The sequence below is a fragment of the Shewanella sp. SW24 genome (genome assembly GCF_025653395.1).
GTDB classification, from domain to species: Bacteria; Pseudomonadota; Gammaproteobacteria; order Enterobacterales; family Shewanellaceae; genus Shewanella; species Shewanella oncorhynchi.
The window spans coordinates 1-13,868 of record NZ_JAKKSH010000051.1; the positions used below are offsets into that span (position 1 = coordinate 1).

Below are 13,868 nucleotides of genomic sequence, written 5' to 3' on the forward strand. Positions count from 1 at the left end.
GGTAAAAGCCCTGCAATGGTTACTGACGCACTCGCGCTCAGCAAAACTCCTTGCTGTTAAACGAGTGTCGAAAAACAAAGGCAGTAAAACACCAGGAATAGACGGCATCATCTGGAACACAGATGCACGCCGCATGAAAGCAGTCAATCAATTGAGCAGAAAGGCATACATAGCTAAGCCGCTCAAGCGTATTTACATCCCCAAAAAGAATGGCAAGCTTCGACCGCTGGGTATCCCGTGCATGATAGACAGAGCGCAACAAGCACTCCACCTTCTTGCACTCGAGCCCGTGTCAGAAACACTTGCCGACCCTAACAGCTATGGATTTAGACCAAACCGCAGTACTGCTGACGCTGTCGATCAGTGCTTTAAGTGTTTGGCTCAAAAGACATCAGCCCAATGGGTACTCGAAGGTGATATCAAAGCCTGTTTTGACAAGATCGGTCATCAATGGCTTCTTGATAACATCGCCGTAGATAAGCGGATGTTGGAACAATGGCTAAAGTCTGGCTTTATGGATAAAGGGCTGTTTTATCGTACTGACGAGGGCACACCGCAAGGCGGGATCATTTCTCCAACCTTGATGTTAATGACTCTTGCAGGCCTTGAGCAGCACATAAAATCCACCGCCCTCAAAAAGGGAACTAGAGCCAACTTTATTGGGTACGCCGACGATTTCGTCGTCACATGTGCTTCAAAGGAAGTGCTGGAGAACGATATCAAACCGTTGATTACTGACTTCTTAGCAGAAAGAGGCTTAACACTATCCGAAGAGAAAACGCATATCACTCACATCAACGATGGCTTTGACTTCTTAGGTTTTAACCATAGGAAGTACAAAGGGAAACTGCTCATTAAACCGAGTAAATCCAATACGTTGATGTTCTTAAGTCATCTGCGTGAACTCATCAAAAAGCACGTAACCCTACCCGTGAACGATCTTATCAAACTGATAAATCCGAAACTTAGGGGATGGTCGAATTACTATCGACACTGCGTCGCGAAACAGGTGTTTGGATATGTAGGCCACAAGCTATTCCTTGCGTTATGGCACTGGGCTAAAAGGCGTCATCCAACCAAATCTAAAACGTGGATCGCCCTTAAATACTTCGTCAATCGAAAAGGCCAGTGGCAATTTCACGGTTGGCAGAAGCTCTTGGGTATGGATTGCCAGTTCAATCTCTTCCAAATAGCCAAAGTGCCTATCGAGAGACATGTGAAAATCCGAAGTTCAGCAACCCCATTTGACCCTCAATACCAAGCATACTTGGCGAAGAGAAAGTCCAAAAGGCTCGCTCGCAACTCTTGGAACGAACCTGCTCCGACTGCTTTATAAGTTGCTGGGTATCAAACGATGCCTTTGTGGAGGCTTGAGCCGTATGCAGTGAAAGTTGCACGTACGGTTCTTAGGGAGACGGCACTTGGTAACAAGTGTCGTCCACCCGACAAAAGCGTGCTGAGTTTTCACGGAATTATCTTTATTCGGATAAACAAAAATAATCCCAAGAGCTGAATCGTGAGCAGTGACGAACTTAAGGATGTAACGCTTGGCTTGAGGCTTTGCCTTTACACCATTTGCCGCTGTTGTGCTGCTTCTTAAACTCGCACATGCTATCCCATCGACCACTTATGCCACTGTATTGACGACGAAACTCTTTGGCTGAAGTGAGCCACGCATCGGGCGAAATGCCTAATTCATTGAGCAGTTTTGGTCGCTGATTATCGATATAACCTTTCTTATCAAGGCGAATGGCGCGGCCTGTCCAATCTATTAACTCAAGATAATCAACAAAATGAAACGGAATACCCGTTTGCTCATTCAGGTGTGCTGCACCATCGAATTGGGCAAGAGATTTGTGGGGAATATGAGGTTGATTGGTTGAGGAGTCTGTTGGTAATGTTGGGGTGTTTATTGTGTTATTGGGTGAGTTTAGCGAGTTAACCCGCTCCTGAATCGATGTAAAATCAGAGGATTGCAAAGAGTCGGCAATACCTGCTCGAATAGGATTTAAATCGACGTACATCATACAAGCCAGCAGAGCTTGCTCATCTAACAGCGCTTGCGACTTAAATCGGCCTTCCCAAAAGGCACCTTTGCACTCATCTTCACGATTGGCTTTACGGGCAATTTCTTCATTTAAACAGCGCATAAACCAAGAGATACTGCTCAGTCGTTCATGCCACTCGGCGAGTAATGCATCGAGTAACATCGCTTCACCGTCGATTAAAGCATCACCATTCATATACTTAGTCGCGACAGCATGGCCCTTAGTGATTTGGCACCAGCGGTTGATAATGTCTTTTTGCGTTAATGATTTGGCCTTGTCGACATCAATTTTAAGCACTAAATGATAGTGATTGCTCATCACCGCATAAGCACAGATATCGATGCAGAAAATCGCAGATAATGCCTTGATTTTATCCACAATCCAGCCGCGTCTATGCTCGTAACTGCGACCTGTGAGTTTATCTTCACCACATAAAAAAGCCCTACGAACACAGCGATTTATCACATGATAGAAGGGCGTTGCATTGGCATCAATTAACTGTCTTCTGGCCGAAGTCATCACACACTGGCTAATAACATCATTTCGATCAGTCAATAACATCATGCCGATCACGATTTTTCTTCCCGCATTTACAACATCTTTGTTTTACTCTGCTTGATCGGCATGCGTCAAGTTTGTGCCCTGTTTTCGCATCGATTCACCCGTTAACGTCACTCTCACAGCACGATGGATCAGCCTGTCTAAGATGGCTTCGGCAAAAGTTGCTTCACCTATCATGGCGTACCATTTATCCACTGGCAGCTGGCTCGCTACCAAGGTGGATACCTTGCCATGACGGGTATCGATGATCTCCAGTAGATTACTGCGTTCGCTCGCATCCAGCATTTCCATGCCCCAGTCATCTAAAATCAAGATCGCAACTTGAGTCAGTTGTGTTATCAACTTAGGGTAACTGCCATCGGCTTGGGCGAGTCGCATTTCCTCAAGCAACGTTTTTAAGCGATAGTAGCGCACACCCATGCCTTGGCGGATGAAGTAACGTCCCAGAGCGCAGGCCAGATAGCTTTTGCCACACCCTGCCGCGCCGGTTAGCAGTAGGTTTTGTTGATGCCTCAGCCAGTGACCTTCTAGCAACTGGCGGATCTGTGCGGGGGTAAACCCTCGACTGGCACGATAGTCCAGTTGCTCGATTTGCCCCATCAGCCTAAAACAGGCTTGTTTTTCTAACCGATTGATTTTGCGTTGCTCTCTTTGTAGCAGTTCGTGACTGAGCAGCAGTTGTAGCCGCTCTTCAAAACTCATGTCTTGATAAAGCATGGCTTGCTCTTGTTGTTGTGCGAGCGCTTGCTTCACGCCACCTAAATGCAGTTGGCTAAGTTGTTCTTCGACGCGTAATTGCATCTTTGTCTCCTTGTTATTTATTGACGTTAGTGGAAGTAGCTCTCACCATGCACGTTGTCGTGGCTGATGGCTTGCAGTGGGTCGTGCTTGTTGGTGTAGATTGGCTGCTGCTCTAAGCCATTTTTAAGCATGGCGCGAATGTTGTGCAGGCGGTTAGCCCCTGTCAGCTGGCCCCGTAAACAGGCCGCTTCTAGCCGGTCTTTACCGTAGGTTTTGCTTTGCCCTAACAGTGCCAAGCAGGGCCTTACCGCTTGGGCCGGATGCTCGGCTTGCCGGATAAACTCATGCACCCAATGTGCGGTATAGGGCCCTATCGAGGCAGCCCAGTGGTGCAAGCGTTCGGGCGACCATTCGAGCAGTGCCTGGTGATGTGCGGGCATATGCTCGCTCAGGCTCGTGTGTTGACCTTTACGCTGACTGCGTACATGCTCGGCGACTACCTTGCCATGGTGATAAAACACCAGGGTATGCTCCGTGATTTGTACCGTTAATCGCTTACCCTGTAAGGCGTAAGGGACTGAGTAATAGTGTTTTTCTATATCAACATGGTAATCCTTGCCCACGAGTACCTGTTGCACTTTGGTGTACTGATAACGGTAACTGGGTAAGGGCTTTAGCGCAGGCGCATCCAACTCGGTAAACAAAGATGCACGACTACCGGGGAGCTTTTGGAAGGGCTTTTGATTGAGGCGCGTCAACAACTCACCAATGCGCTGGTTGAGCTGTGCTAGGCTATGGAACACTTCATGGCGCAGCACCGCCAAAATCCAGCGGGTGACGATTTGTACGCCGACTTCAGCCTTGGATTTATCTTTGGGCTTACGGGGACGCGCCGGCATGATCGCTGTGCCGAAATGGGCGGCTAACATTTGATAGGTCGGATTCAAGTCTGGATCGGTATTGCGTGCCACACTGACGGCACTTTTGAGGCAATCGGGTACCACTAATTGCGGCACACCGCCGAAGAACTCAAATGCCCGTTTGTGGCTCATTACCCAGTCTTCGAGCTGTTGTGAGCGAGTCGCTTCGGCGAAGGTGTAGTTAGATGCACCCAATACCGCTACAAAGATTTGAGCCTTGTAAAGCAGTTCCCCAGTGTGCGGATCAATGATGGGCACCGTTTGCCCACAATAATCGACAAACAGTTTTTCTCCGGCGATATGGGTCTGACGCATCGACGGTTGCAACACGCTAGCCCACTCTTTATACAAGCGACAAAAGTGGTTATAGCTGTAATGTGTTTGGCCGTTACGCTCAGCATACTCTTGCCATAATCGCTCAAGTGTCATGCCTTTTTGGTCCGGTCGTTTTAACTCCTGATGCAACATGGCCCAGTTAGGCAGGGGTTTGTACTGTTTTTTATGCACAGTTTGAGTGTTGAGAAAGGCACGTTCCAAAGTGACATCGTCCCAGATATCACTGAGTGGCCAGTCATGGATCCCGAGGTGTGCAGCACGGTTAGCATAATAGGATACCGTGCTAGGGGAGACATGAAGGCTAAGCGCAATCTGCCTGTGTGATAGGCGAGCCTGATATTTTAGGCGCAGAATTTCTTTCAGTTTTCTCACAGTAATAGGCCTCGCAGACATGCACTTTCCTCAGATTAAATGAGCAGAAAGTGCGGGTTTAACGAAGCGAGGAGAAAAAGTCACGCAATAACATGCATGTCGATCAGGGTTTACCATAAAGAAGCAAAAGTGATCGGTTTGCGATGTTATTGAGCGATCGACATGAATGTTATTGGATGATCGGCATGAATGTTATTAGGCGATCGCCATGCATGGTAATACGCAATCCCATCGACCACTTATGCCACTGTATTGACGACGAAACTCTTTGGCTGACGTGAGCCACGCAGCGGGTGCAATACCTAATTCATTGAGTAGTTTCGGCCGCTTATTATCGATATAGCCTTTCTTATCAAGGCGGATGGCGCGGCCTGTCCAATCAATCAGTTCGAGATAATCGGCAACATGAAATGGAATGCCCGCTTGCGCATTCAGGTGAGCTGCGCCATCGAATTGGACGATTGACTTGTGGGGAATATAAGCTTGATTGGTTGCGGAGTCAGTTTGTGGCGTTGGGATAGCTAATGGGCTATTGGGTGAATCTAGCGAGTTAATTCGCTCCTGAATCGATGTAAAATCAGAGGATTGCAAAGAATCGGCAATGCCCGCTCTGATTGGATTTAAATCGACATACATCATGCACGCGAGCAGGGTTTGCTCATCTAACAGTGCTTGCGATTTAAATCGGCCTTCCCAAAAGGCACCTTTGCACTCATCTTCACGATTTGCCTTGCGGGCAATTTCTTCGTTTAAACAGCGCATAAACCAGGAGATACTACTCAATCGCTGATGCCACTCGGTAATTACCCCTTCGAGTAATATGCGTTCAGCGTCGATTAAAGCACACCATTCATATACTTAGTAGCAATTGCATGGCCTTTCATGATTTGGCTCCAACGGCTGATAATATCTTTTTGCGTTAACGATTTGGCCTTATCGGCATCTATTTTAAGCACTAAATGATAGTGATTGTTCATCACCGCGTAGGCGCAAATATCATACAAAATATCGCAGACAAGGCTTTGATTTTATCAACAATCCAACCGCGTCGATTCTCGTAACTACGCCCAGATAGCTTATCCTCACCACACAAAAAAGCCCTTCTAACACTGCGATTTATCACATGATAGAAGGGCGTTGCATTGGCATCAATTAGTTGTCTTCTGGCCGAAGTCATAGCAAACTCCACACAGACAAAATCAGGATAATTTAGAGCCTAGTCAAAGACGTTAAAAAACACAAAAAATATGCCTGTCCCCGCTATTTGCGCTTTTTTCCACTTACACAGATCTTTTTACACTCTCACGTATAGGTAATCCCCTGTGGAGATGTGGCAATAAACGCCTCTGAGTTGCCATTAGCCTGACAGGTGATACGCCAGTTTTTAGCAACCCGCGTGACACCTGGGGTTACCGTATTAGGTTCAAGTAATCGCTCTGAGCCTACGCTTGGGACGTTAATAAAGTCACCGTTCCAATATTGTTTCGCGACAATATAGCCCATACCATCGCCAAGGTAACTTGAACCTGGATTGAGGGAGCCTGAGCAAGGTTTGCCATTTGTCCAAGTATTAACTGTAGCACCACCATCTACTATGGTGGTAGAAATTGACGGTATATCTAACTGCCAATCCGCAAAGTGTAATAATTGCCCCTGTGAATATTGGACTCCTTTATAAACTCGAGTAATACCCATTTCGATAGGAAAATTACCAGGAATTACTAAATCAGTATTCGTCATACTGATAGCCCCTGAATTTAAATCAACCTTTTCACCGAAAAGCTCAGTTGTTTCAGGGGTCACCTCTGTTTTTATATTCATCCTTGCTAAGGCTAGTTCAGCGGTATTTGTGAGGGATGTGTCCGAACCTCCGGTATTTGCCGCTGATACAACAGCAAATTTTGAAACACTCTGAGGCTGTTTAATAAGACCAAAGCCAGGCTCCTCCAATGCTTCAGCAATCACAGGATTTATGTCGGCAGCATACGCTGCACTTGTAAGGGGCGATAAAAATGTCAAAAATAATGCGGAAGACAGTTTTTTGTAACCGATATCCATATCACGTTGTCCTTATTTTTATTCAACATGAATTACTAATGTATTTAATGTTATTCTTTAAATTTGAAATTAAATCGATCTCAGCTAAAGTTAATGTTGCCAACATCGGAGCAATAACATTTACCCACATAAAATAACATTGCAAACATTATTTAAACAAGTGGTTATAAGAAGCTTGGTGAATTCATACAAGTTAATTTTAAAGACAAAAACCTATTTATTGCTCAATTGACACTGGGAATTAACCAAGGAGTCAATATATAATAAAATTAATCACTGCAAAAATAATTGTTAACAGTTTTATTTTTTAATCATAGTTGCCCATCTATAGGATTTTTCGCTAACATTTATCGAACAAAACACGGTATTTAGTCTTAACACAAACCTCATTGTGAGGGAGATTCATCCCCAACATGTTGAATAGATGGATAATGTCAATTTGGTTTGGGAGGTTAACCAATGTGACCCAATTTGTTACGCCCCTTCATTGTTTATTTTTTAGTCTAAAAATGGAAATAGCTATACCTCATTGATTGATGCATAAACGCTAGGAGCATGTTGGATATGCCATTCTTAATTTAACAGAATGGATTACAAAATCTCATGCATATTTGAATGTAAGGCGATGTTAAAAAATGAAGCGCTGAATTGCTTTGGGGCAGTTTGATGCTGAAAGACATCTGCACTCCTTCCATTGAAAGCACGCCTTAAAGAAGTGACTAATTTTCTGGAAACTGATAACATCAAAACTCAAGTTTTAGGAAAAATAGCTAAAAATTACTATTTTTCTGGAAAAGGCTAGTAAGCCTTATCACACAAACCTTTCCAGATTTATTGCTGATACCACCTGTGTAGGTAAATTATTCCCATCGCATAACGCTATTATGCTGCTCATACCAATAAACTCGGTTGTTTCAATAATCTAATGGATGCTGGCACAACCCCTTCGCACCAGAAGCGGTCATCAAGCCTAATTGATACCGGCTCAAAATCGTCATTAGCCGATAACAACCTGCTATTGGATAGATCTAAGACTTTACAAACAAATTCCTCGTTATACATGGCTATGATGACATCGCCGGAACTTGGAGTTAGTTGACGTGACACTATCAGGATGTCACCGGAGTGGATGCCCACCCCCGTCATAGACTCCCCTCTTGCACGGCCCACAAACGTCGATTCAACCAGAAGGTCATCGAGGCTTTTCAACACTAGAGGATCGCGCTTGCGTCGATGAAAGCGCACTGCACAAATGGCCACGCCCTGAATCTCTATCCCGTCTGTGACTGATATTTCGGAATAATGAGCATTGGTATTGGCATGAAGTTGATGATGGTCATGGTCATCGTCTAGCTGCCGACAAACGGTTTCGCCGTGCACCAGCGCCAAAACGACATCTCCCCGCGTCGCAGTCAATGACTTATCAACGACAAGTAGATCTCCGGTAAATAGCCCAAGACCCGTCATAGCGTCGTCGGTAACCTCTGCAAATACCGTTGCTGATGGGTGTGAGACAATAAGATTATTGAGGCTTAGCGCCTTCTCTTGGTATCCAGCGGCTGGACTCTCAAACCCATGTATTCCTGCCGATGCTAAGCCAATTATGACGTTCATAGGACAAATCACAAATACTGTACATTAATACAGTATAGCTAATTATTGAAACATCGAAAATCCCGAAGATGATTTTTTGCGTAAAGAATACATGGAGGGAACAAATATTAAAAAGATAAGCACTCCATTACAGGGTTAGAAACTACTGCTTGGAAGTTGGGCCTACTACCATCGGGGTTGTAGGTCTCACTGTTTTGAAGAGTATTAGACAGGTGATTTATCGCGTGTAAGTCTCAAACACTCGGTCAATATCCAGCTTGAACGCATCAAGGTCAGGCATTTCTCCAGTATGCTCTACATACCCCCAGAAGAACTCAGCCAGCTCAGCCACAACGTCGAATACCGCAAGCCCTGAGAACGCTTTACCCTCGGCATAGAGATCTTCACCTTTTAGCCAAAACGCTTCAGACAGCGCAAACAGCTCCATCACAAAGTCATCTTCCCCCATCCCCAACACATCACCAATGACTTGCTCGTTGGGGCTCGTCGTCAACACGGCATTGGTCAGATAGTAGTGGTACATAGCGACCTCTGCATGGTTGCACGGTGCAGTTGGCGTAGTTGCTAGTTCGGTCATTTTTTCTGTCCCATTCAGTTGATGTAGGAACATTCTATTACGGCGGCCGATTCTGGCAAATTTCAGGATTTACCCTTCTATATCAGCACCATACAAGACATGAATGACGCAAATCACCACGGGAAACGGGAAACGATGTTTCCGTAAAAACATCGTTTCCATTGCAGAGTGTTGAATAACTGGCTACACTGGGATTTATCGATGTAAGTCATTAACTTTGAAGATGTTTGAGGCAAGCAAATGGAACAATTGGCAGTGAAACCGAAGGCAACTCTTGAGGAAGTGACTAAGCTCGCGAATGAAATGCTTAAAAACGGTGTCGAGCCAACGACACGTAACTTGAGCGTTCATCTGCAGGGCAGAACATCGTCGATCCAAGGGTTCTTGATTGAGTACAAAAATAATCTTGAGCATAGAAAAAATGCTATCGCGGAAGAGGTTGGAAGCCTTGCCGTAGCTAAGTTGCTGTCTCAAGAACTGTTGCTCATGATTGACCGTCGTAACGAATCGCTGACCGAGCAAGTTGCCCAGTTGACGCGAAACCTTGATGAAACGCTATCGCTGTTAAGTGACAGTGAAGATAAGTTAGAAAGCGTCTTGAATACTACGGCGGCTCAAGTTGCGGAGATTGAAACCAGCACCGCAGCCAAGGTCGAAAAGGCCCAATCTGCTGTAAGCCTGATAGAGCAACAACTGCGAGAGTTAAAGGCCACCAGCGAAAAGGCCATTGATGACGCAAGAAATCACGCAAAAGCCGAAGTATTAAAAGCAGAAGCATTAGTAGACGCAGCGAATGGGCGCGTTGCACAAGCAGAGACCGAATTAAGGGCATCTCGAGAGCAAATTAAATTACTCAGCATCGATGTTGCGAAGCGTGAACTAGAACAGCGAGAGTTAGAGCAAGCGAAGGCCACCATTGCAACTCTGCAGGCCACACTATCAAAGCAGCAAGACCAGATCTCATACACCACAGCGAACCTTGAGCGATTGACGCAGGACCGAACAGAATTAAAGGCTACAGAAGCCAAGCTAGGTAAGACTGCGGAAAATTTAACGGCAACCTTAGTATCGGTGCGCAATGAATTAGCAGACTCTCGAGCAAAACTAGCCGAGGTTAATGCAGAAAAGTTGGCATTTGAGCGTGATACGCAAAGACTTAATACAGATCTCAATAGTTATCGTCAGCAAGCAAACCAACTCGGAAGCGTCCAAGCTGAGCTTATTAGCGTCGAAAAACAACTGAATCAGGTGAAATTAGATCTATCTCAATCCGAGCGTGAACGGGAGATATTATCCCAAGCTCTAGCTGCCAACCGTGTGGCGGGCAGTCAGACCGAGAAAAAATAAGATATTTCGAAGGATGTTCGTGTTGGAGAGGAATAACTTTCATACTCCTTGTGGCTTACTTCTGGACAAAAACGTTTCAGAGCCGAATGACGGCTCTGTGCCAATTGCAGACATTCCAACTTTAAGGCTGTAAAGTCCGCTTTTAGGTGTTAGCAGAACGCCCGGCACAGCGGCAGCCGTAACGGAGCGGTTTTGTGTTAATGTTTGAGCGCAGCGAGTAACACAAAACCGCGTAGTGTAGGCTGTCCGCCTGCTGCCGATTGTTAGATGCCAGTGCCACTTAATGAACGCTTGCCTTAGAAAGCAAATTTAAAACCAATACACCGCAAACTATTAAACTAATACCCACGAAACCCCATGCATCAATCTTTTGCCCGTAAAGCCCCCATGCAACAGCAGTGACTAATACTACGCCAAGGCCAGACCAAACTGCATAGGCCACCCCTACAGGAATAGACTTCAAGACCAATGAAAGGAAATAAAATGCAATTCCATAGCCAACAATTACGATGAAAGATGGTACGAGCTTCGTAAAACCTTCACTGGACTTTAATGCAGATGTTGCAACTACCTCTCCAAGAATCGAAATAGTAAGAAATAACCAGCTTTTCATGATCCGCCTCCAATATGATTCGAAGGGAGTATATGTCTTTTTCTCTTAAAATTGCAGTCTTGAAGAAAAAAATTATTCGTGCGCAACTTTCCGGTTAATTACATCTAACGCTGCGCTTTGCGGAAATTTAGGAGCGCCCGCGAGTAAATTTTCCGTAGCAGCGCTTTGTTATGGCTCATTCTCGCACCCAATACAAAACAAGCGCTCCTAGAGGGGTCAGCACGCCTGCTAAGAACAAAAATACAGCAGCACTAAACACCCGGTACTTAATAAACGATATCTTAGAGTTATTTACAATTTGATCACAAAAAGCCAATTCTAATTTGCATTCTTTATGCGAGTCCAGCTCACTATATCGATTAAATAACTCAAGGTATGTTCTTTTGCTGTACTTGCAAGCATGGCCAAAAAACAGGGGGTTATCTCCTTCTTCTTTATTTGGCATTTTTATCCAAAAAGGTGGGACTACCCTTGGTATAAAAGAAGTAAGTGATATAACTATCGCAGCAGCAACAAATATGGTGAATGACGCTAAATACAATGTAGCTAAGACACTTTCTATTGAGAAGGATGGATAAAGCCTAAGCACTCCAAAAATTGCTGCACACCCGAGGGCGTTCAAAATTCTGTGTCAGGCTAATTTTTAAATTTCTAGCACGCTATCTAAACGTCCTTCAAAATAAATCGCTAACTGTGATAAACAAAGGCTCCAATTGTGGATTGGCATGGTCCATTTATCTGAGGCGTTTAATATGCCTGCGTAAAGTAGCTTCAACAAGCTATTTTCATTAGGAAATGCACCTTTGGTTTTGGTGAGCTTTCTAAATTGGCGATGCACAGCCTCAACCGCATTGGTCGTGTAAATCACTTTCCTGATATGTTCTGGGTACTTAAAATAATGGGACAAATTATGCCATTTGCGACGCCAAGAGTTGATTACCAACGGATAAGCATCACCCCATTTGGCCTCCAGTTCGTCCAATGCCATCTCTGCGGCTTCTTTACTCACGGCTCGATACACAGGCTTTAAATCAGCCATAAACGCTTTCTGATTTTTTGAGGCGACATACTTCATTGAGTTGCGGATCTGGTGGATAACGCATAGCTGTGTTTCCGTATGAGGGAAGATACTGGCTATGGCCTCTGGGAAACCGGTCAAGCCGTCAACACAGGCGATAAGAATATCTTTTACACCACGATTATGAAGATCGGTCAGTACGGATAGCCAGTAATTAGCGCCTTCATTTTCGGATAAGTGAAGCCCTAAAATTTCCTTTTTTCCTTTCATATTAAGCGCTAACAATGTGTAAACGGCTTTACTGACGTAACGCCCATCCTCTTTGACTTTATAATGTATCGCATCAAGCCAAACGATAGGATAATGGCTATCTAATGGGCGCTGTTGCCACGCTTTAAGTTCGGGGATGAGTTTGTCAGTGATAGCACTGACTGTTGCGTTAGACACATTGAGCCCATACATATCTTCAACATGTTGATTAATATCGCGATAGCTCATACCTATACTGAACATCGATAACACTTTACGTTCGATTTCATCGGTTAGTGTAGTTTGATTTTTCTTAATCAACTGAGGCTCAAAGGTGCCATTGCGGTCTCTAGGAGCGTCTAACTCAAAGTTACCGGACGGATGCTTAATGGTCTTAGGGGTTTTGCCATTTTTACGATTAGGCTGAGGATCATGTGCTAAATGCTGCTCAAGCTCAGCCTGGAGAGCCGCTTCAGTGAGTTGCTTGATCAGTGGGCCAAGAATGCTGTCTTTACCTGTGAGGCTTTTACCTGATTGCAGATCTTTAAGGGCTTGTTCGAAGTTAAAAGGTTGGGTCATGTGTCATTCCTGTTTTTGAATATTTTACTGAAATGACACAGAATTATGAACACTACCGCACACCCAACGGCGACTAAAGCTCCATTTTTGGCTTCTGCGAACTTTAGCCAATCAACCGTTTGTTTTAATGTACTTTCAAGCACGCCTATTCTTTCTTTGTTCATAGCTAAATATATTCCACCGCAGTTTTAATCACATCACCACCGTAAATATCACCACTATAATCCCTTACGTTAATGGATTTCTTTGAGAACCACCCATTCTTTATGGAATCCGCATTTGGATTAGCTGACTTATAACCATCATAAACAGCTTTAGTCATTAATATTGGACTATAAGATTCACTATACGAGATAGTGGTTTTAAAGAAGGTATAAAAATATTCATTTTTATGCCTTAGCATTCTTGAACTTGTTTCTTCAAGGTCATCAATAAACTGTTCATAGGGCTTAGATTGCCAATGCCAGTCCTTTAAATTTGGATAATAATTACCTTGATGAATTGCAGGAATTGAATAGTTTTCAGTTTTATTTGCGAGATCTGTAAGTCGTGACGCTGTATTGGCTGGTTTTCCAAGCCATACTAGGCTCTGAAGGATCCCCTCATAAATCAGCCATAGCATAGCCATATTTGAGCAACTGATTGGCGAATAATACCCAGGCCGCCAGCAATTCTTTCTCCGTGATTTGATAATCAGGCCGCCTGAGTACCTCCAATCCCAAGCGAATCGTTGAGAGTACCGTTCGATGCCCAATGGTATTGGCCTGAAAATGCTTATCCCAGCCCTGTTGCTGTGCGTGTAAACCAACTAGCCACAACAGGCATTGAACCATCA

General features: G+C 44.6%; 12 protein-coding genes and 2 pseudogenes. 2 read left to right on the forward strand and 12 right to left on the reverse strand.

Going from position 1 to position 13,868, the window contains the following annotated elements; all coding sequences use genetic code 11:
* Window positions 1-1,336: group II intron reverse transcriptase/maturase (gene ltrA / locus L5M17_RS22490; RefSeq protein ID WP_263149253.1), on the forward strand; the 1,336-nt coding region annotated here is incomplete at its 5' end.
* Window positions 1,337-1,532: 196 nt separating this feature from the next.
* Here ltrA and L5M17_RS22495 read toward each other — a convergent pair.
* The 7 genes and pseudogenes from L5M17_RS22495 to L5M17_RS22525 form a co-directional block, all read right to left on the reverse strand.
* On the reverse strand, window positions 1,533-2,567 hold the full coding sequence (locus L5M17_RS22495) for a transposase (protein WP_263149258.1): 1,035 nt from the start codon (window positions 2,565-2,567) through the stop codon (window positions 1,533-1,535).
* 87 nt (window positions 2,568-2,654) lie between these two features.
* Window positions 2,655-3,410: an IS21-like element helper ATPase IstB gene (istB, locus tag L5M17_RS22500; protein WP_088586649.1), complete on the reverse strand. Its 756-nt coding sequence runs from the start codon at window positions 3,408-3,410 to the stop codon at window positions 2,655-2,657.
* 26 nt (window positions 3,411-3,436) lie between these two features.
* On the reverse strand, window positions 3,437-4,999 hold the full coding sequence (gene istA / locus L5M17_RS22505) for an IS21 family transposase (protein WP_106650296.1): 1,563 nt from the start codon (window positions 4,997-4,999) through the stop codon (window positions 3,437-3,439).
* 204 nt (window positions 5,000-5,203) lie between these two features.
* Window positions 5,204-6,155, reverse strand: a pseudogene (locus tag L5M17_RS22510) (transposase); the annotation flags it as partial.
* A 125-nt stretch (window positions 6,156-6,280) separates the two neighbouring features.
* Complete coding sequence (locus L5M17_RS22515; RefSeq protein ID WP_263149254.1) at window positions 6,281-7,036, reverse strand: hypothetical protein; 756 nt, start codon at window positions 7,034-7,036, stop codon at window positions 6,281-6,283.
* A gap of 891 nt (window positions 7,037-7,927) precedes the next feature.
* Window positions 7,928-8,650: a S24 family peptidase gene (locus L5M17_RS22520; protein WP_254915839.1), complete on the reverse strand. Its 723-nt coding sequence runs from the start codon at window positions 8,648-8,650 to the stop codon at window positions 7,928-7,930.
* A gap of 217 nt (window positions 8,651-8,867) precedes the next feature.
* On the reverse strand, window positions 8,868-9,227 hold the full coding sequence (locus tag L5M17_RS22525) for a hypothetical protein (RefSeq protein ID WP_263149255.1): 360 nt from the start codon (window positions 9,225-9,227) through the stop codon (window positions 8,868-8,870).
* 240 nt (window positions 9,228-9,467) lie between these two features.
* On the opposite strand from L5M17_RS22525, the gene L5M17_RS22530 reads away from it, so the two are divergent.
* Window positions 9,468-10,574, forward strand: coding sequence for a hypothetical protein (locus L5M17_RS22530; protein ID WP_011711512.1), 1,107 nt, complete (start codon window positions 9,468-9,470; stop codon window positions 10,572-10,574).
* A gap of 280 nt (window positions 10,575-10,854) precedes the next feature.
* Here the strand turns inward: L5M17_RS22530 and qacK are convergent, their stop codons facing one another.
* The 5 genes and pseudogenes from qacK to L5M17_RS22555 all read right to left on the reverse strand — a co-directional run.
* Window positions 10,855-11,187, reverse strand: coding sequence for a quaternary ammonium compound efflux SMR transporter QacK (gene qacK, locus L5M17_RS22535; RefSeq protein WP_034732386.1), 333 nt, complete (start codon window positions 11,185-11,187; stop codon window positions 10,855-10,857).
* Window positions 11,188-11,362: 175 nt separating this feature from the next.
* Window positions 11,363-11,776, reverse strand: coding sequence for a Pycsar system effector family protein (locus tag L5M17_RS23165; RefSeq protein ID WP_263266985.1), 414 nt, complete (start codon window positions 11,774-11,776; stop codon window positions 11,363-11,365).
* A gap of 54 nt (window positions 11,777-11,830) precedes the next feature.
* A complete protein-coding gene (locus tag L5M17_RS22545) occupies window positions 11,831-13,033 on the reverse strand; it encodes an IS256-like element ISSod4 family transposase (RefSeq protein ID WP_241163984.1) in 1,203 nt (400 codons plus the stop codon).
* 166 nt (window positions 13,034-13,199) lie between these two features.
* Window positions 13,200-13,661: a hypothetical protein gene (locus tag L5M17_RS22550; protein WP_263149257.1), complete on the reverse strand. Its 462-nt coding sequence runs from the start codon at window positions 13,659-13,661 to the stop codon at window positions 13,200-13,202.
* Window positions 13,636-13,868, reverse strand: a pseudogene (locus L5M17_RS22555) (IS4 family transposase); the annotation flags it as partial. The pseudogene L5M17_RS22555 and the gene L5M17_RS22550, both read right to left, overlap by 26 nt.

What these genes read in the sequence shown, in the direction of transcription:
- L5M17_RS22495 (WP_263149258.1), bottom strand. Translation starts at nt 2,567, where the DNA reads ATGACTTCGGCCAGAAGACAGTTAATTGATGCCAATGCAACGCCCTTC.
- istB (WP_088586649.1), bottom strand. Translation starts at nt 3,410, where the DNA reads ATGCAATTACGCGTCGAAGAACAACTTAGCCAACTGCATTTAGGTGGC.
- istA (WP_106650296.1), bottom strand. Translation starts at nt 4,999, where the DNA reads ATGTCTGCGAGGCCTATTACTGTGAGAAAACTGAAAGAAATTCTGCGC.
- L5M17_RS22515 (WP_263149254.1), bottom strand. Translation starts at nt 7,036, where the DNA reads ATGGATATCGGTTACAAAAAACTGTCTTCCGCATTATTTTTGACATTT.
- L5M17_RS22520 (WP_254915839.1), bottom strand. Translation starts at nt 8,650, where the DNA reads ATGAACGTCATAATTGGCTTAGCATCGGCAGGAATACATGGGTTTGAG.
- L5M17_RS22525 (WP_263149255.1), bottom strand. Translation starts at nt 9,227, where the DNA reads ATGACCGAACTAGCAACTACGCCAACTGCACCGTGCAACCATGCAGAG.
- L5M17_RS22530 (WP_011711512.1), top strand. Translation starts at nt 9,468, where the DNA reads ATGGAACAATTGGCAGTGAAACCGAAGGCAACTCTTGAGGAAGTGACT.
- qacK (WP_034732386.1), bottom strand. Translation starts at nt 11,187, where the DNA reads ATGAAAAGCTGGTTATTTCTTACTATTTCGATTCTTGGAGAGGTAGTT.
- L5M17_RS22545 (WP_241163984.1), bottom strand. Translation starts at nt 13,033, where the DNA reads ATGACCCAACCTTTTAACTTCGAACAAGCCCTTAAAGATCTGCAATCA.
- L5M17_RS22550 (WP_263149257.1), bottom strand. Translation starts at nt 13,661, where the DNA reads ATGGCTATGCTATGGCTGATTTATGAGGGGATCCTTCAGAGCCTAGTA.